14 protein-coding genes, 3 pseudogenes and 1 riboswitch are annotated in these 15,251 nt (G+C 74.3%); of the genes and pseudogenes, 3 read left to right on the top strand and 14 right to left on the bottom strand.

The window, feature by feature from the left end:
* Position 1: 1 nt before the first annotated feature.
* Positions 2–157, bottom strand: a complete 156-nt coding sequence (locus KCH_RS41540; RefSeq protein ID WP_157032134.1) for a hypothetical protein — start codon at positions 155–157, stop codon at positions 2–4.
* A gap of 311 nt (positions 158–468) precedes the next feature.
* Here KCH_RS41540 and KCH_RS20615 point away from each other — a divergent pair.
* Positions 469–2,537: pseudogene (locus tag KCH_RS20615) on the top strand (HelD family protein).
* Between the two features lie 30 nt (positions 2,538–2,567).
* Here the strand turns inward: KCH_RS20615 and KCH_RS20610 are convergent.
* The 8 genes and pseudogenes from KCH_RS20610 to KCH_RS20580 form a co-directional block, all read right to left on the bottom strand.
* The gene (locus KCH_RS20610; protein ID WP_035864993.1) at positions 2,568–3,254 is read right to left on the bottom strand and encodes a copper homeostasis protein CutC; all 687 of its coding nucleotides are present in this window, start codon (positions 3,252–3,254) and stop codon (positions 2,568–2,570) included.
* 125 nt (positions 3,255–3,379) lie between these two features.
* Positions 3,380–4,366 (bottom strand): hypothetical protein, encoded by a 987-nt coding sequence (locus KCH_RS37610; protein ID WP_051653272.1) that lies wholly within the window; start codon positions 4,364–4,366, stop codon positions 3,380–3,382.
* On the bottom strand, positions 4,363–4,707 hold the full coding sequence (locus KCH_RS20600; protein ID WP_035864990.1) for a PadR family transcriptional regulator: 345 nt from the start codon (positions 4,705–4,707) through the stop codon (positions 4,363–4,365). Before KCH_RS20600 ends, KCH_RS37610 begins: the two co-directional genes overlap by 4 nt.
* A 103-nt stretch (positions 4,708–4,810) precedes the next feature.
* The gene (locus KCH_RS41535) at positions 4,811–4,963 is read right to left on the bottom strand and encodes a hypothetical protein (RefSeq protein WP_157032133.1); all 153 of its coding nucleotides are present in this window, start codon (positions 4,961–4,963) and stop codon (positions 4,811–4,813) included.
* Between the two features lie 71 nt (positions 4,964–5,034).
* On the bottom strand, positions 5,035–5,889 hold the full coding sequence (locus tag KCH_RS20595) for a hypothetical protein (protein WP_035864988.1): 855 nt from the start codon (positions 5,887–5,889) through the stop codon (positions 5,035–5,037).
* Between the two features lie 344 nt (positions 5,890–6,233).
* Positions 6,234–6,569, bottom strand: a pseudogene (locus KCH_RS47255) (FtsX-like permease family protein); the annotation flags it as partial.
* Between the two features lie 344 nt (positions 6,570–6,913).
* Positions 6,914–7,513, bottom strand: a complete 600-nt coding sequence (locus KCH_RS20585; protein WP_035864984.1) for a hypothetical protein — start codon at positions 7,511–7,513, stop codon at positions 6,914–6,916.
* On the bottom strand, positions 7,510–8,226 hold the full coding sequence (locus KCH_RS20580; protein WP_035864982.1) for an ABC transporter ATP-binding protein: 717 nt from the start codon (positions 8,224–8,226) through the stop codon (positions 7,510–7,512). The genes KCH_RS20585 and KCH_RS20580 overlap by 4 nt, the downstream gene beginning before the upstream one ends.
* A 170-nt stretch (positions 8,227–8,396) precedes the next feature.
* On the opposite strand from KCH_RS20580, the gene KCH_RS20575 reads away from it, so the two are divergent.
* The gene (locus tag KCH_RS20575) at positions 8,397–9,026 is read left to right on the top strand and encodes an HD domain-containing protein (RefSeq protein WP_035872995.1); all 630 of its coding nucleotides are present in this window, start codon (positions 8,397–8,399) and stop codon (positions 9,024–9,026) included.
* Positions 9,027–9,039: 13 nt separating this feature from the next.
* Here KCH_RS20575 and KCH_RS20570 read toward each other — a convergent pair whose 3' ends face one another.
* The 5 genes from KCH_RS20570 to thrC all read right to left on the bottom strand — a co-directional run bounded on the left by KCH_RS20570 (position 9,040) and on the right by thrC (position 13,819).
* The gene (locus KCH_RS20570) at positions 9,040–9,396 is read right to left on the bottom strand and encodes a hypothetical protein (protein WP_035864979.1); all 357 of its coding nucleotides are present in this window, start codon (positions 9,394–9,396) and stop codon (positions 9,040–9,042) included.
* Positions 9,397–9,486: 90 nt separating this feature from the next.
* Entirely contained in the window at positions 9,487–11,109 is a 1,623-nt protein-coding gene (groL, locus tag KCH_RS20565) for a chaperonin GroEL (protein ID WP_035864977.1), read from the bottom strand.
* 320 nt (positions 11,110–11,429) lie between these two features.
* Positions 11,430–11,636, bottom strand: a complete 207-nt coding sequence (locus KCH_RS20560) for a cold-shock protein (RefSeq protein WP_014137493.1) — start codon at positions 11,634–11,636, stop codon at positions 11,430–11,432.
* A 588-nt stretch (positions 11,637–12,224) separates the two neighbouring features.
* Entirely contained in the window at positions 12,225–12,503 is a 279-nt protein-coding gene (locus KCH_RS20555; protein WP_035864975.1) for a MoaD/ThiS family protein, read from the bottom strand.
* Positions 12,504–12,538: 35 nt separating this feature from the next.
* The gene (thrC, locus tag KCH_RS20550) at positions 12,539–13,819 is read right to left on the bottom strand and encodes a threonine synthase (protein WP_035864973.1); all 1,281 of its coding nucleotides are present in this window, start codon (positions 13,817–13,819) and stop codon (positions 12,539–12,541) included.
* 17 nt (positions 13,820–13,836) lie between these two features.
* Positions 13,837–13,965, bottom strand: a riboswitch (SAM riboswitch).
* A gap of 175 nt (positions 13,966–14,140) precedes the next feature.
* Here thrC and KCH_RS20545 point away from each other — a divergent pair.
* A pseudogene (locus KCH_RS20545) lies at positions 14,141–15,101 on the top strand (glucosyl-3-phosphoglycerate synthase).
* Positions 15,102–15,251 lie beyond the last annotated feature (150 nt).

The following is a 15,251-nucleotide window of genomic DNA, read 5'->3' as shown; positions in this document are numbered from 1 at the left end:
GCTACATCTTGACGCCGTCGCGGCCCAGGAAGAGCACGCGCGCGGCGGTGTCGAGCACGATGCCGACGTTGCGGACGGCGTTGGCCACCGGGTTGCGGCGGCGCGCGGAGCTGCTGTGCGCGCCGTTGACCTGCGGGTTCATTCGTTCGGTCGTCATGGGTCCACGGTAGGTCCGCCGACCTGCCGCGGGCATCGCCCGAAAGGCCGTACCTGGCGGGCGCCCGGTCGTCCTGGAGGCGTACCGACCCCTACTCCGTTCCGGGGGTGATCCCCGGGACCGGGGTAGGGGAAAACGATTCGCACCCGCGCGGTCGCGGGTCTAGGATCGTCCGTCTGCCCCTCCCGAACCGTGGTGCCGCGTCGGCAGCCGTGGGAGGTACCGGCCGCTCGGAAACCGGCCGGTGTCCTTCACCGTGAGCCAAGACGAGTCCGCCGCCCGTGGATGCCGGGCGGCCGGGAAGGTCCGCCGTGCACTCCCCCACTTCCACCGACACGCTCGCCGCCGACGCCGATCCGCTCGGCCGCGAACGTTCCCACCTGGCCGCGTCCCGGGCCGCCCTGACGGCGATGCGGGAGGACGTCGAGGCGCTCGACCTGCGCGACGTCACCGGCACCTGGGTGTCCGCGCTGGTGCTGCAGAAGCAGATCGACGAGCGCATCAAGGCGCTCGCCGACCTGGCGCACACCCCGCTGTTCTTCGGCCGCCTGGACTACCTGCACGCGATCAGCGAGGCCGACTCCGAGGGCAGCGGCGGCGAGCAGTTCTACATCGGCCGCCGGCACGTCCACGACGCCGACGGCGACCCGATGGTGATCGACTGGCGCGCCCCGGTCTCCCAGCCGTTCTACCGGGCCAGCCGCAAGGACCCGATGGACGTCGCCAAGCGCCGCCGCTTCGGCTACACCGGCGGCGAGTTGACGGCCTACGAGGACGAGAACCTGTCCGACCCGGACGAGGGCGACACGCGCTCGGCGCTGCTCGCCGCGGAGATCGAGAAGCCCCGCGTCGGCCCGATGCGCGACATCGTCGCCACCATCCAGCCCGAGCAGGACGAGATCGTCCGCGCCGACATCTCCGGCACCGTCTGCGTGCAGGGCGCCCCCGGCACCGGGAAGACCGCCGTCGGCCTGCACCGTGTCGCCTACCTGCTGTACGCGCACCGCGAGCGGCTCGCCCGCACCGGCACCCTGGTGGTCGGCCCGAACCGGTCCTTCCTCCAGTACATCGAGCAGGTGCTGCCCGCCCTCGGCGAGCTGGACGTCGCCCAGGCCACCGTGCAGGAGCTCGTCGGCCACGTCGAGGTCCGCGGCGCCGACTCCGCCGAAGCCGCCCGGATCAAGGGCGACGCCCGGATGGCCCGGGTGCTGCGCAACGCCGTCCGGGCCGGCATCACGCTGCCGACCGAGCCCTGCGTGGTGGTCCGCGGCTCCCGCCGCTGGCGCGTGCCCGCGTACGAACTCGAGGAGATCGTCCGCGAGTTGATGGCCCGCGAGATCCGCTACGGGGCCGCCGCCGAGGCCCTCCCGCAGCGGATCGCGCACGCCGTGCTGGTGAAGATGGAGCACGGCGGCGAGGCCCCGACGACCGGGTGCAGGACGCGGTGGCCCGGAACGCCGCCGTGAAGGCCGTGGTCAAGGCCTGCTGGCCGGCCGTCGACCCGGTCAAGCTGGTGCACCGCCTGCTGACCGACGCCGAGTTCCTGGCCGCCGCCGCGGACGGCGTCCTGGACGCCGAGGAGCAGGCCGCCATCCGGTGGGCCAAGGCGCCGCGCTCCGCCCGCACCGCGCCGTGGTCCGCCGCCGACGCCGTGCTGATCGACGAGACCGCCGACCTGGTGCACCGCACCCCGTCGCTCGGCCACGTGGTCGTCGACGAGGCCCAGGACCTCTCCCCCATGCAGTACCGCGCCGTCGGCCGCCGCTGCACCACCGGCTCCGCGACCGTCCTCGGCGACCTCGCCCAGGGCACCACCCCGTGGGCCACCGGCAGCTGGCAGGAGGCGCTGCACCACCTCGGCAAGGACGGCGCGCACATCGAGGAGCTCACCCAGGGCTTCCGCGTCCCCGGCGAGGTGATCGCCTACGCGTCCCGGCTGCTCCCCACGATCGCCCCCGGCCTGGCCCCCGCGACCTCCGTCCGCGACACCCCCGGCTCGCTGACCGTCCGTCACGTCCCGGACGGCCGCGACGGGGCCGTCCTCGCCGCCTGCCGCGACGCCCTCCGCCACGAGGGCTCGGTCGGCCTGATCGCGGCCGACGCCCGGATCCCGGTCCTCGCGGAGGCGCTCGCCGCCGCCGGGCTCCCGCACCTCGAACCCGGCACCGAGACCACCGCCGACGCCCGGCTGACGCTGGTCCCCGCCTCGCTCGCCAAGGGCCTCGAGTACGACTACGTGGTCCTCGACGAACCCGCCGCGATCGTCACCGGCGAACCCGACCGCCGCACCGGCCTGCGCCGCCTCTACGTCTCCCTGACCCGAGCCGTCTCCGGGCTGACGGTGCTTCACACCGAGCCGCTGCCGGAGGAGTTGGGCTGACGCAGGGGCAGGCGGGCCGGGCCTTCGCTGCTACGTTCCGATGAGCTCGCGCCACTGCGCGACCTTCGCCGCGTCGACCGCCCCGGCCCAGCCGCCCTCGCGGGCCGCGCCGCCGATGTGGAAGGCGTCGAAGCCGGCGGCGCGGAGGTCCGGGACGTGTTCGGCGCGGAGGCCGCCGCCGACCAGGATCCGCTGGCGGTAGCCGGGTTCGCCGGACTTGGCGAGTTCGCCGAGCAGGACTTCCTGCCCGGCGTCGATGCCGGCCGCGGCGCCGGAGGTGAGGAAGGTGTCGAGCCCGGGCAGGTCCGCGACGGCGGCGCGGACCTCGGAGCGGTCGGCGCTGTGGTCGATGGCCCGGTGGAAGGTCCAGCGGCAGCCGGCGACGGCGTCGGCGACGGCGCGGGTCGCGTCGAGGTCGATCGCGCCGTCGGGGGTGAGGAAGCCGAAGACGAACTCCTCGGCGCCCTCGGCGCGCAGCGCGGCGGCCCGGGCGAGCAGCTCGTCGAGGTCGCCGGGGGTGAAGCCGTCGCGGATGCGGAGCATGACCCGCAGCGGCAGCGAGACGGCGGCGCGGATCCCGGCGAAGTCCCGGACGCCGGGGGTGAGCCCGTCGGCGGCCATGTCGGTGACCAGTTCGAGGCGGTCCGCTCCGCCCGACTCGGCGGCCCTCGCGTCCTGGGCGGTCAGCGCGATCACTTCGAACATTGGTCTAGACATATCCGATAGCCTGCCACATCGGTCCGCCCCGAGCGACCCCCCTCGGCCGTTCGGCCCCGCGCCCTCCTCCGTTCGCGCCCCACTGGTGTCCCGTTCGCCCGCCGGCGTCCCGTTCGTGCGTCCGGTCAGCCCGCCCGGGACGTGAACCGACGCCGGGTCGGACGGCCGAGCAGCCGCGCGGCCGGCACCAGGACCAGGGCGACGACGGCCACCCCGGGGGCGAGCCGCCAGATGCCGCCGACCTGCTCCCAGAGCGAGAACAGGCTGAACGCGGCGGTCAGCGGCAGCACGGCGAGACCGAGCGCGGCGGGCAGCAGCCGGTCGCGGGCGGCGAACAGCACCAGCAGCAGCGGGAGGAGCAGCAGGGCGACCGGCCACCAGCCGTCCATCAGGTTGCGGGTGTCGTAGCCGCCCTGGGCGCGGGTGACGGCGAATCCGGTGGCCGCGCCGGCCAGCACCAGCAGGCGGTCGGCCCGGCCGCGGGAGTCGACCGGGCCGGTCGGGGCGACGGCCAGCAGCAGGCCGCCCAGCAGGTGGGGCACCAGGGCGGTGACCTCGTAGCCGAAGAACCAGCCGCTCCACTCCCCGCCGGACGGCTGGTGGAACGCGGCGTACCAGATCCGGGCGACGCCGAGCAGCGCGACGACCGCGCCGAGCGACCGGGCGGCGCGCCAGGCGCCGAGGGCGGCGGCGACGGCCAGCAGCAGCGGGACGACGACGAGGCCGAGCACGGCGAGGTTCTCGACCAGCAGGCTCCCGGACACGTCCGTCCCGGCGCGGGCGGCGTCGGTGACCCGGAAGGCCCGCCAGTCGCCGGTGCCGGGGAACACGCCGACGCCCAGCAGGGTGCCGGCCAGCAGCGGGGCGGCGGCGACCAGCAGGCGGCCGCCGATCGCGGTGTCGGTGAGGCCGGTGCGCAGCCGCAGGCCGTACGCGGCGAGGTCGAGCGCCTCGCGGGCGGTGGCGAGCCGGCCGGAGCCGGCGGTGCTGTCCGCGAACACCTCGGCGAGTTCGGCGCCCCGGTCGCGGCGGTAGCAGGCGGGGTAGAGCGCGAGCGCGGTGCGCAGGGCGACGCCCGCGCGGCCGGCGCCCGGCGGCAGGGCGACGCTCATGCGGTGGCCCCCCGGGGACGGACCGCGCCGCCGAGGCGGCGCTGCGCCTCGGCGGCGACGGTGCGCAGCCGTTCGGCCTCGGTGGCCAGGACGTCCCGGCCGGAGCCGGTGAGGGCGTAGGTGCGGCGGGCCCGGCCGTCGACGATCTCCTCGGCGGCGACCTCGATCAGGCCCTGCTGGAGCAGCCGGTCGAGGGCGCCGTACAGGGTGCCGGTGCGCAGCTTCACCCGCCCCCCGGAGATCGCGTCGACTTCCTGGATGAGCGCGTATCCGTGCCGGGGGGCGTCCGCGAGGGCGGTGAGCAGCAGCAGGGTGGGTTCCTGCATGGCGCGTTCAGTCATACGACTACATATATCGCCGACCGTCCTATCCGCGCCATCCCGCGCCGTCGGGACCGCTCCGTCGGGACCGCACCCTCGGGACCGCGCCGTCGGGTTCCGGTCGTCAGGCCTGCCCGCGCCAGCCGGCCAGGTCGTCCCGGCGCAGCGCGCCGAGCAGTCCGGCCAGCAGCGGCAGCGCCACCGCGAGCAGCACGACCGTCCCCCACGGCACGTCGCCGGGGTTCAGCACCGGCGGCGCGCCGATCTCCCCGGCCACCCGGGAGCGCAGCAGGGCGTACGCGGGAACGAAGCCGCTGATCGTGCCGAGGACGGCGCCGAGCAGGGCGATCAGGGCGGCCTGCAGCCCGGAGACGGTGCGCCGGGTCCGGGGCGGGCGCCGATCGCGGCGAGCAGGGCGCGTTCGCGGCGGGCGTCGGCGGCGGCCAGCGCGGTGGAGACCACGGCCGCGCCGAGCACCACCAGGGCGGCGAAGCCGCTGAGGGCGACCCGCACCACGCTGTCCTGCGGCCGGTAGCCGCGCTCCACCCCGAACTCGGAGTGCGGGGCGAGCCGGGCGACGGTGGCGGCGGCCCGCTGCTCGGCCTTGTCGGGGACGGGCCCGGTGGACAGCCAGATCGCCCCGGTCGGCGCGACCTGCAGGCCGAGCCGGCGGATCGTCTCGGGCGCGACCACCAGCGGCGCGTAGCGCTGCCCGGCGGGGCGCTCGACCAGGACGGCGTCGACGGCGACCTTCCGCACCTCCTGGCCGTTGCCCTGCATCCGCAGCACCGCCTTGCCGTCGTGCAGGTAGGACGGGTCGGTGACCACGGCCTTCCCGTCGAGCAGCGCCGCCTCGGCGGTGCGGTCGCGCAGCGCCAGCAGGTTGCGCAGCACCGGGGCCTCGCCGACCACGGCCGGGTGGGCGACGGCCTCGCCGTAGCGCTGCCCGCCCTCGGCGTACACCACGCCCAGGCAGCCCTCGCAGAACACGTACTGCGCCTCGTACAGGTCGGCGCGTTCGCCGAGGTCGGGGAGGTCCTGGAGGACGGCGGTGCGCAGTTGCGGCAGGGTGCCGGCGTCGCCGTGCAGGGTGATCCGGACGGCGCCGACGGGCTGTTCCAGCCGGTAGGCGGCGCGGTCCTGGGCCTCGGCGCCGGCGGTGTGCACGCCGACCGCGACGGCTCCGGCGACGGCGGCGAGCACCGCGGCGACCGCGGGCCGGTGCGGGAGCGGTGCCGGGCGGCGTCGCGCAGCGCGAGGCGCGGGCCGACCGGCAGCAGGCGGGCGAGCCGGCCGAGCAGGGCCAGCAGCGCCGGGGTGAACAGCAGCAGGCCGAGTTCGGCGAGGGTCGCGCCGGTCAGCACCGACAGGGTGCGGGTGGACAGTCCGGCGAGCACCGGCATCCCGCCGGTCGGGGCGAGCACTGCCCCGTACAGCGCGAGGGCGGCACCGGCCAGCACGGCGGCCAGGCCGAGCAGCGGCGTCCAGCGGCCGGACCGGCGCACCGGGTCACGGTCCGTCAGGCCGTCGAGCACCTCGCGGCGGCCGGCCTGCAGGGCGGGCAGCAGCGCCGCCAGCAGCGCGGTGACCACGCCGACCGCGAGGATCGCCGCCAGGTCGGACGGGCGGAGCGTGAGCTGCCCGAACCGGCTGCCGCCCCACTCCTCGATCGGGGTGCGCAGCACGGCGACCAGCCCGGCGCCGAGCGCCGCGCCGAGGGCCGCGCCCGCCGCGCCGAGCACCAGGCCGCCGCCGAGCACCACGGCCCGGACGTGCCCGGGACGGCCGCCGACCGCGCCGAGCAGCGCGAGCTGGCGGCGGGCCCGGCGGGCGCCGACGGCGAACGCCGGACCGGCCAGCAGGGCGACCTCCAGCAGCGCCATCGCGGCGGTGGTGGCGACGGTCATCAGCCGGCGTTCGCGGGCGTCGGCCGAGCCGACGGCCTCCTGCCGGGCCATCGCGTCGGCCGGCGGGTGGGCCGCGACCTGACGGCTCGCCAGGGTGTAGCCGTGGCGGTTGAGTTCGCGGACCTGCTCCCAGCCGAGGCTCGCCCCGGCGGGCAGCCGGACCAGCCAGGCGGCCTTCCTGGCGGCGGCCTGCTCGGCGCTCGGGGTCTGCGGGGCGAGCCCGGCGACGACCTGCGCCGCGTCCAGCTGCTGGTACAACTCGCCGGGGCGGGCGACCAGTTCGGACCTGTTCAGGTCGCCGGGGTGCTCCACCGTGCCGGTCAGCGTGAACGGGGCGGACTCCAGGCCGCGGACGGTGACCCGGTCGCCGACCCGCAGGCCGGTGGCGTCCAGGAACGCCCGGGTGGCGGCGGCCTCGTGGGCGGCGGCGGGGCCCGGCCGGAGACCAGGTCCAGCCGGCCCTGCCACAGTCCGCCGGTCAGGTCGGCCTCGAAGGTGTCGACGGGGGCCAGGCCGTCGCGGGTCTGCACGGCGGCGACCGGGCCGGTGCGGGCCGGCACCAGGGTGCTTCCCGGCGGGAGCAGCTCGCCGAGCAGCGCGGTCGGTTCGGTCGCGGCGGCGCGCTGCTGCTCGGGCGTCCGCGCGTCGGGGCGCTGCGGCAGGGTGCGGACGCCGTCGGCCGGGAACACGGCCTGCTCGATCGTCCGGCCCGGGTCGTAGGCGCCGATCAGTGCGTCGGCGCGGCCCATCAGCCGGTCGGAGCGCTCGGCGGCGGTGAGCTGGCCGCTGCGGTGCACCACGTCGACGCCGGTCGCGCCGAGCACCGGCAGCGCGATCATCGCGACCACCAGCGCGCTGCGGCCCTTGGCCCGCCAGGCGTCGCGGCGTGCGATCCGCAGCACCGCCCGCCAGGCGCTCATCGGGCCGCTCCCGCGTGCTGGGCCGCCCGGTCGACGATCCGGCCGTCGTGCAGGAAGACCACCCGGTCCGCCCAGGCCGCGTGGGTCGCGTCGTGGGTCACCATCATGGCGGCGGCGCCGGCGTCGCAGCGGGCGCGCAGCACCTGAAGGACGGCTTCGCCGGTGGCCGAGTCGAGGGCGCCGGTCGGCTCGTCGGCGAGCACCAGGCGGCGCTCGCCGGCCAGCGCCCGGCCGATCGCGACCCGCTGCTGCTGGCCGCCGGACATGTCCTCCGGGAAGCGGTCGGCGAGCTGACGGATGCCCAGCTCCTCCAGTGCGGCGAGCGCCTCGGCGCGGGCGGTGCGGGCGGAGACTCCGTCCAGTTCCCTCGGCAGCGCGATGTTCTCCGCCGCCGTCAGCGACGGGATCAGGTTGTACGACTGGAACACGTAGCCGACCGAGCGGCGGCGCACGTCGGCCAGCCGGGCCCGGCTCAGGCCCTCCAGCGGCGTGCCCTCGACCAGCACCCGGCCGGCGCTGGGGCGGTCCAGGCCGCCGGCCAGCGCGAGCAGCGTGGACTTCCCGGAGCCCGACGGCCCCATCACGGCCAGGAACTCCCCGGCGCGCACCTCCAGGTCGATCGGGTGCAGGGCGTGCACCTCGGCCTCGCCCCGGCCGTGCACCCGGGCGACTCCTTCCAGGCGCAGCACGGCGTGCGCGGTCGATCCGGTCATGGCTCCCCCTCGGAACAGCGGAACGTCTTGCATACCGAGTATGTATAGCCTTCGCGCGACGACTACTCAAGTCTGCGTCATAAGTCGGTGAACTACCTATAGGCTGGATCACATCACGCCGGTGCCGGACCGCGCCACCACGACCCGAGGCAGGGAGCAGAATGACCGTCATGACCGCATCGCTGACCGAGCGCTGGCACGCCCTGCTCACCCGCTGCGGCACCACCGCAGACCCGGAGCCGTACGCCCGCGACCTGCTCGACCGCTGGGCCGAACCGCAGCGCCGCTACCACACCACCGACCACCTGCGGGCCGTCCTCGACCGCATCGACGAACTCGCCGACCACGCCGACGACCCGGACGCCGTCCGCCTGGCCGCCTGGTTCCACGACGCCGTCTACCGGCCCGACCGCTCCGAGAACGAGGAGCGCAGCGCCGCCCTCGCCTGCCGCGCGCTGCGCGAGGCCGGCCTTCCCGAGCCGCTGGTCCACGAGGTCGCCCGGCTGGTCCGCCTCACCGTCACCCACCACCCGGCCCCCGGCGACCACAACGGCGAAGTCCTCTGCGACGCCGACCTCGCCGTCCTCGGCTCACCCCCCGAGCAGTACGCCGCCTACACCGCCGCCATCCGCGACGAATACTCCTTCGTCCCCCCGGACGCCTTCCGCGAGGGCCGCGCGGCGATCCTCCACCACCTGCTCGCCCTCCCCGCCCTCTACCGGACCCCGGAGGCCCACGCCCGCTACGACGCGCAGGCGCGGGCCAACATGCAGGCGGAGATCGGGAAGCTGGCCGGGTGACGGACCGGGGCCCTCAGGAGAGCCCGCCCACCGGCGCCACCACCACGCCCTTCTTGCCGCACACCCAGTGCGGGTCCGCCCCCAACTCCGGCTCCACGCCGAGCGCGTGCGGGTCGTCCTCCGCCGCGCAGGCGGAACAGAGCGGCCACCGGCCGTAGGACTCCAGCAGCGCGTCCTGCACGTCCTGCGCGATCAGGCCGAGGACGAACTCGCAGCCGTCGGGCCACTGTTCGAGCCACCACCGGCGATGGGTGACGGCGTCCTCGACCAGCGAGACGATCGGAGCGTCGGCGACGTCCCGCGCCGTGAGGTCGGCGAGGATCAGCGCGCGGGCGTTGTGCAGGGCGGTTTCGATCTGGGGGCTGGCCATCCGTCCATTGTCCCAAAGAACGCCGCAAGGGCGGCCTCCCGAAGGAGGCCGCCCTCAGCGTGAGAACGACGGACCCGATCAGAAACCGGATCAGAAGTCCATGTCACCGCCCGGCATGCCGCCGCCGGCGGCCGCGGCGGCCTTCTCCGGCTTGTCGGCGATGACGGCCTCGGTGGTGAGGAACAGCGCCGCGATGGAGGCGGCGTTCTGCAGGGCGGAGCGGGTGACCTTGGCGGGGTCGATGATGCCGGAGGCGATCAGGTCGACGTACTCGTTGGTCGCGGCGTTCAGGCCGTGGCCGGCGGGCAGGTTGCGGACCTTCTCGACCACGACGCCGCCCTCGAGGCCGGCGTTGGTGGCGATCTGCTTGATCGGGGCCTCCAGCGCCACGCGGACGATGTTGGCACCGGTGGCCTCGTCGCCGTCCAGCTCCAGCTTGTCGAACGCGACACCGGCCTGCAGCAGGGCGACGCCACCACCGGCGACGATGCCCTCCTCGACGGCGGCCTTGGCGTTGCGCACCGCGTCCTCGATGCGGTGCTTGCGCTCCTTGAGCTCGACCTCGGTGGCCGCGCCGGCCTTGATGACGGCCACGCCGCCGGCCAGCTTGGCGAGGCGCTCCTGGAGCTTCTCGCGGTCGTAGTCCGAGTCCGAGTTCTCGATCTCGGCGCGGATCTGGTTGACCCGACCGGCGACCTGGTCGCTGTCGCCGCCGCCGTCGACGATGGTGGTCTCGTCCTTGGTGATGACGACCTTGCGGGCGGTGCCCAGCAGGTCCAGGCCGGCGTTCTCGAGCTTGAGGCCGACCTCCTCGGAGATCACGGTGCCGCCGGTCAGGATGGCGATGTCGCCCAGCATGGCCTTGCGGCGGTCGCCGAAGCCCGGGGCCTTGACGGCGACGGACTTGAAGGTGCCGCGGATCTTGTTCACGACCAGGGTCGACAGGGCCTCGCCCTCGACGTCCTCGGCGATGATGACGAGCGGCTTGCCGCTCTGCATGACCTTCTCCAGCAGCGGGAGCAGGTCCTTGACCGAGGAGATCTTGGAGTTGGCGATGAGGATGTACGGGTCCTCGAAGCTCGCCTCCATGCGCTCCAGGTCGGTGGCGAAGTAGGCGGAGATGTAGCCCTTGTCGAAGCGCATGCCCTCGGTGAGCTCGAGCTCCAGGCCGAAGGTGTTGCTCTCCTCGACGGTGATGACGCCTTCCTTGCCGACCTTGTCCATGGCCTCGGCGATGAGCTCGCCGATCTGGGTGTCGGCGGCCGAGATGGAGGCGGTGGAGGCGATCTGCTCCTTGGTCTCCACGTCCTTGGCCTGGGCCAGCAGCTGGTCGGAGACGGCGGCGACGGCCTTCTCGATGCCGCGCTTCAGGGCCATCGGGTTGGCGCCGGCGGCGACGTTGCGCAGACCCTCGCGGACGAGCGCCTGGGCGAGCACGGTGGCGGTGGTGGTGCCGTCACCCGCGACGTCGTCGGTCTTCTTCGCGACCTCCTTGACGAGCTCGGCGCCGATCTTCTCGTACGGGTCCTCGAGCTCGATCTCCTTGGCGATGGAGACACCGTCGTTGGTGATCGTGGGGGCGCCCCACTTCTTCTCCAGGACGACGTTGCGACCCTTGGGGCCGAGCGTCACCTTCACGGCGTCGGCAAGCTGGTTCATGCCACGCTCAAGGCCGCGGCGGGCTTCCTCGTCAAAGGCGATGATCTTGGCCATCAGAAGTGGTCCTCCGGGACACGGTCGACTGCTCGGACCAAGGGGTGCCCGCGACGGACGGCCCAGGAGAGCGGGGGTCCTGTCCCCTACCGCTTCCGGGGCCTCACCGGCCCGGTCCGTTGTCACTCTCACGCTGTGAGTGCTAACGCCAATGATTAGCACTCAGGGGTGTCGAGTGCAAGCCCATTCGGCACGCTCCGGCGGCCCTCCCGGGAAACCCGCAGGCCGGGCCGGAGAACGCCGACAGGCCCGCCCCGGACGCGTCGCGCCGGGGACGGACCTGCCGTCTGAATCTGCGTGTGTGCGGTCTACCGGAGCCGTCAGGCGCCGGCGGCCCGGACCATGTCGGCCTGCGGACCCTTCTGACCCTGCGAGATCTCGAACTCGACCCGCTGGCCCTCTTCCAGGGTGCGGTAGCCGTCCATCTGGATCGCGCTGTAGTGGACGAACACGTCCGCTCCACCGTCGACCGCGATGAAGCCGTAGCCCTTCTCGGCGTTGAACCACTTGACGGTGCCCTGAGCCATTCCGAACTCCCCTTGTGCTGTGCTGGCCCTTCAGAGATCCGCGGGACGCGGACCCGGAGGTCTGGAAGGCCGGCCTGTGGGGACTCCCCCCCGTACGGCGCAGCCTCTGTCGCGGCTGAATGTATCCGGATATGCGCCCTCTGCAACAGGCCCCAATTTCACGGAAAGGCCGGGCCCCGCAGGGGATATGACGGGGCGAAAGGTATGGGGCGCGACAATTGCCACCGGACATAACGGACGCATCACCGCAAATTGCCGGAAGAATTCTGACGGCGGCCTGACAGGACGGGCGGTAAGCGGTCCGGCGCATGTCTCGGAGCGCGGGACGGAACGGGGCCTGCGCGAGGTGCGGTGCGGTGAAAAACGAGGATTGGAACGGCCGTTGGAGGGGAACGGCCCGCTCGGCACTCTACTCCCCCGCAGGTGCCGGAATTCCAGCGACCCGCCGGGCCGGAAACCGCAGGTGTCCGGCCCCGCAAAGGGCTTGCGCGGGGGCCCGGCGGGGGCCGGCGCGCCGAACCGCCGCCAGGCGGGCCGGAAATCCGAATTCCGGGCCTGGCGGCGGCGGGGCGAATGCGCGGGGCGGCGTCAGCAGCCGCCGGCCACCGCCGGAATGATCGACACCGAGGCGCCGTCCTTGATCTCCGTCTCCAGGCCGTCGGCGAAGCGCACGTCGTCGTCGTTCACGTACACGTTGACGAAGCGGCGCAGCTTGCCGGTGTCGTCCAGCAGGCGGGCGGCGATGCCGGCGTGGTTGGCCTCCAGGTCCGCGATCACGGCGGACAGGGTGGAGCCCTCGGCGGTCACCTCGGCGGCGCCGCCGGTGTAGGTGCGGAGGATGGTGGGGATGCGGACGGTGGCGCTCATGGGGTGACTCCTCGGGCGTGGCGTGGGGGGAGGTTTCAGGCGGAGACGAGGCCGGCGGCGCGGAAGGACTCCAGCGTCGGGCGGATCACGGCGGTCATGCCGGAGTCGGCGACCGCGTCGAGGGTCTTCAGGCCGTCGCCGGTGTTGATCGCGACGGTCTCCTTGCTCGGGTCGAGCCGGCCGGTCTCGACCAGCTTCTTCAGCACGCCGACGGTGACGCCGCCGGCCGTCTCGGCGAAGATGCCCTCGGTGCGGGCCAGCAGCTTGATCGCCTCGACCACCTGGGCGTCGGTGACGTCCTCGACGGCGCCGCCGGTGCGGCGGGCGATGTCGAGCACGTACGGGCCGTCGGCCGGGTTGCCGATCGCCAGCGACTTGGCGATGGTGTCCGGCTTGACCGGCTTGATCACGTCGCGGCCGGCCTTGAAGGCGGCGGAGACCGGGGAGCAGCCCTCGGCCTGGGCGCCGAAGATCTTGTACGGGCGGTCCTCGACCAGGCCGAGCTTGATCAGCTCCTGAAGACCCTTGTCGATCTTGGTGAGCTGGGAGCCGGAGGCGATCGGGATGACGATCTGCTCGGGCAGCCGCCAGCCGAGCTGCTCGCAGATCTCGAACGCCAGGGTCTTGGAGCCCTCGCCGTAGTACGGGCGCAGGTTGACGTTGACGAAGCCCCAGCCCTCGCCGGCCGGGTCGCCGATCAGCTCCGAGCAGAACCGGTTCACGTCGTCGTAGTTGCCGTCGATGCCGACCAGCTCGCCGCCGTACACCCCGGCCATCACGACCTTGCCCTGCTCCAGGTCGTGCGGGATGAACACGCAGGACTTGAAGCCGGCCCGGGCCGCCGCGGCGCCCACCGCGCCGGCCAGGTTGCCGGTGGACGAGCAGGACAGCGTGGTGAAGTCGAACGCGCGGGCGGCCTCGATCGCGCAGGCCACCACCCGGTCCTTGAACGAGTGGGTGGGGTTGCCGGAGTCGTCCTTGATGTGCAGCTGCGCGGTGAAGCCCAGCTCGCGGCCCAGGTTGTCGGCCTTCACCAGCGGGGTCCAGCCCGGGTTCAGGTTCGGCTTGCCGGCCACGTCGGCGGGGACGGGCAGCAGCGGGGCGTAGCGCCAGATCGACGCCGGGCCGGCCTCGATGCGCTTGCGCAGCTCCTCGGCGTCGTAGCCCGCGTAGTCGTAGGCGATCTCCAGCGGGCCGAAGCACTCCAGGCAGGCGAAGCTCGGGCCGAGCGGGAAGCGGGTGCCGCACTCGCGACAGGACAGCGCGGTGGCCGGACCGAGGTCGACGGCGGCAGGTGCGGGGGTGTCAACAGCCATGGTGGCGAGGCCCTTTCTCCTCATCTTCCCCGGGTCGCGGTCGCGCCCGGGACGGAATTGGCACCTGTCCCGCCGGGCCTGCGAGGCCGCGCGGGAGGGTTGCCGGGACTTCAACGGGCCGTTCCCTCAGTCCCTCTGGATGAGCTCTGTGAAGTTGTGGTCGTACGCTGCGAGCGACCCCGGCGTGCGAAGGTCCGAGCGCAGTACGAAGACTGTAACCGAAGGCCCGTGCCGTCCAACCCGACCGTCCGACACCCGAGACGAACCGAGACAGGGAGCGAGATCTTGGCCGACCAGCCCGAGCCCGGGGTCCTGCCGGAGGTGGCCGACTGGCTGCGCCGCCGGTCCTGGACGGCCGCCGACCGGCCCCTCGACCTGCTGCTCGCCGCCAAGCGCGCCGCCGGCCCGGCCGGCACCGTCAGCGTGGTGCTGCCCGCCCTGGACGAGGAGCCCACCGTCGGCGAGATCGTGGCCGCGATCCGCACCGAACTGATGGAGCGCGTCCCGCTGGTCGACGAGCTGCTGGTGATCGACTCCGGCTCGGTGGACGGCACCGCCGCCGCCGCGTCCGCCGCCGGCGCCCGGGTGGTGCACCGGGACGCCATCCTGCCCCGGCTGCCCGCCGCCCCCGGCAAGGGCGAGGTGCTGTGGCGCGCGCTGCTCGCCAGCAGCGGCGCGATCGTCTGCTACGTCGACGCCGACCTGCGCGAGTTCGACCCGGCGTTCGTCTCCGGCATCGTCGGCCCGCTGCTCACCGACCCGGCGCTGCACCTGGTCAAGGCCATGTACGACCGCCCGTTCGAGGCCGACGGGGCGATCGTCCCGGCCGGCGGCGGCCGGGTCACCGAACTGGTCGCCCGCCCGCTGCTCAACCTGCACTGGCCGCAGCTGGCCGGCTTCGTCCAGCCCCTCGGCGGCGAGTACGCGGCCCGCCGCAGCCTGCTGGAGCGGCTGCCCTTCCCGACCGGCTACGGCGTCGAACTCGGCCTGCTGGTCGACGCGTTGGAGCTGGTCGGACTGGACGCGCTGGCCCAGGTGGACGTCGGCGTGCGGCACCACCGGCACCAGGACGGCCAGGCCCTCGGCCGGATGGCCGCCACCATCTACCGCACCGCGCTGGAACGCCTCGACCGCGCCCACCGCCTGAAGGCGGACGCCGACCTGGTCCGCCCGCTGCTCACCCAGTACACCCGCGCCGCCGCCGGCTTCGCCCCCGCACCCACCCCGTCCCGCCACCGAGCGCCCCCCGATGGTCACCGTCCCGGAGTACCGCCACCGCTGACTCGCGGCCCGCGGGGCGGTGGTCGAGGACACCTGGTCCGACCGCCTCGGCGCGGCCCGACCGGTCGCCCCCGACCTGCCCGCGAAGTGCCCGGACGGCCGCCCGGCCCGGCTGCCCTGCGCCGTCCCCGTCCGCCGCTCCGGCCCGCCG

Source organism: Kitasatospora cheerisanensis KCTC 2395 (assembly GCF_000696185.1).
GTDB classification, from domain to species: domain Bacteria; phylum Actinomycetota; class Actinomycetes; order Streptomycetales; family Streptomycetaceae; genus Kitasatospora; species Kitasatospora cheerisanensis.
This window is presented reverse-complemented; position numbering and strand designations above follow the sequence as displayed.

What these genes read in the sequence shown, in the direction of transcription:
- KCH_RS37610 (WP_051653272.1), bottom strand. Translation starts at nt 4,366, where the DNA reads ATGAGCGTCGCCCTGCCGCCGGGCGCCGGCCGCGCGGGCGTCGCCCTG.
- KCH_RS20575 (WP_035872995.1), top strand. Translation starts at nt 8,397, where the DNA reads ATGACCGCATCGCTGACCGAGCGCTGGCACGCCCTGCTCACCCGCTGC.
- KCH_RS20600 (WP_035864990.1), bottom strand. Translation starts at nt 4,707, where the DNA reads ATGACTGAACGCGCCATGCAGGAACCCACCCTGCTGCTGCTCACCGCC.
- KCH_RS41540 (WP_157032134.1), bottom strand. Translation starts at nt 157, where the DNA reads ATGACGACCGAACGAATGAACCCGCAGGTCAACGGCGCGCACAGCAGC.
- thrC (WP_035864973.1), bottom strand. Translation starts at nt 13,819, where the DNA reads ATGGCTGTTGACACCCCCGCACCTGCCGCCGTCGACCTCGGTCCGGCC.
- KCH_RS20610 (WP_035864993.1), bottom strand. Translation starts at nt 3,254, where the DNA reads ATGTCTAGACCAATGTTCGAAGTGATCGCGCTGACCGCCCAGGACGCG.
- groL (WP_035864977.1), bottom strand. Translation starts at nt 11,109, where the DNA reads ATGGCCAAGATCATCGCCTTTGACGAGGAAGCCCGCCGCGGCCTTGAG.
- KCH_RS20580 (WP_035864982.1), bottom strand. Translation starts at nt 8,226, where the DNA reads ATGACCGGATCGACCGCGCACGCCGTGCTGCGCCTGGAAGGAGTCGCC.
- KCH_RS20570 (WP_035864979.1), bottom strand. Translation starts at nt 9,396, where the DNA reads ATGGCCAGCCCCCAGATCGAAACCGCCCTGCACAACGCCCGCGCGCTG.
- KCH_RS20560 (WP_014137493.1), bottom strand. Translation starts at nt 11,636, where the DNA reads ATGGCTCAGGGCACCGTCAAGTGGTTCAACGCCGAGAAGGGCTACGGC.
- KCH_RS20555 (WP_035864975.1), bottom strand. Translation starts at nt 12,503, where the DNA reads ATGAGCGCCACCGTCCGCATCCCCACCATCCTCCGCACCTACACCGGC.
- KCH_RS20585 (WP_035864984.1), bottom strand. Translation starts at nt 7,513, where the DNA reads ATGAGCGCCTGGCGGGCGGTGCTGCGGATCGCACGCCGCGACGCCTGG.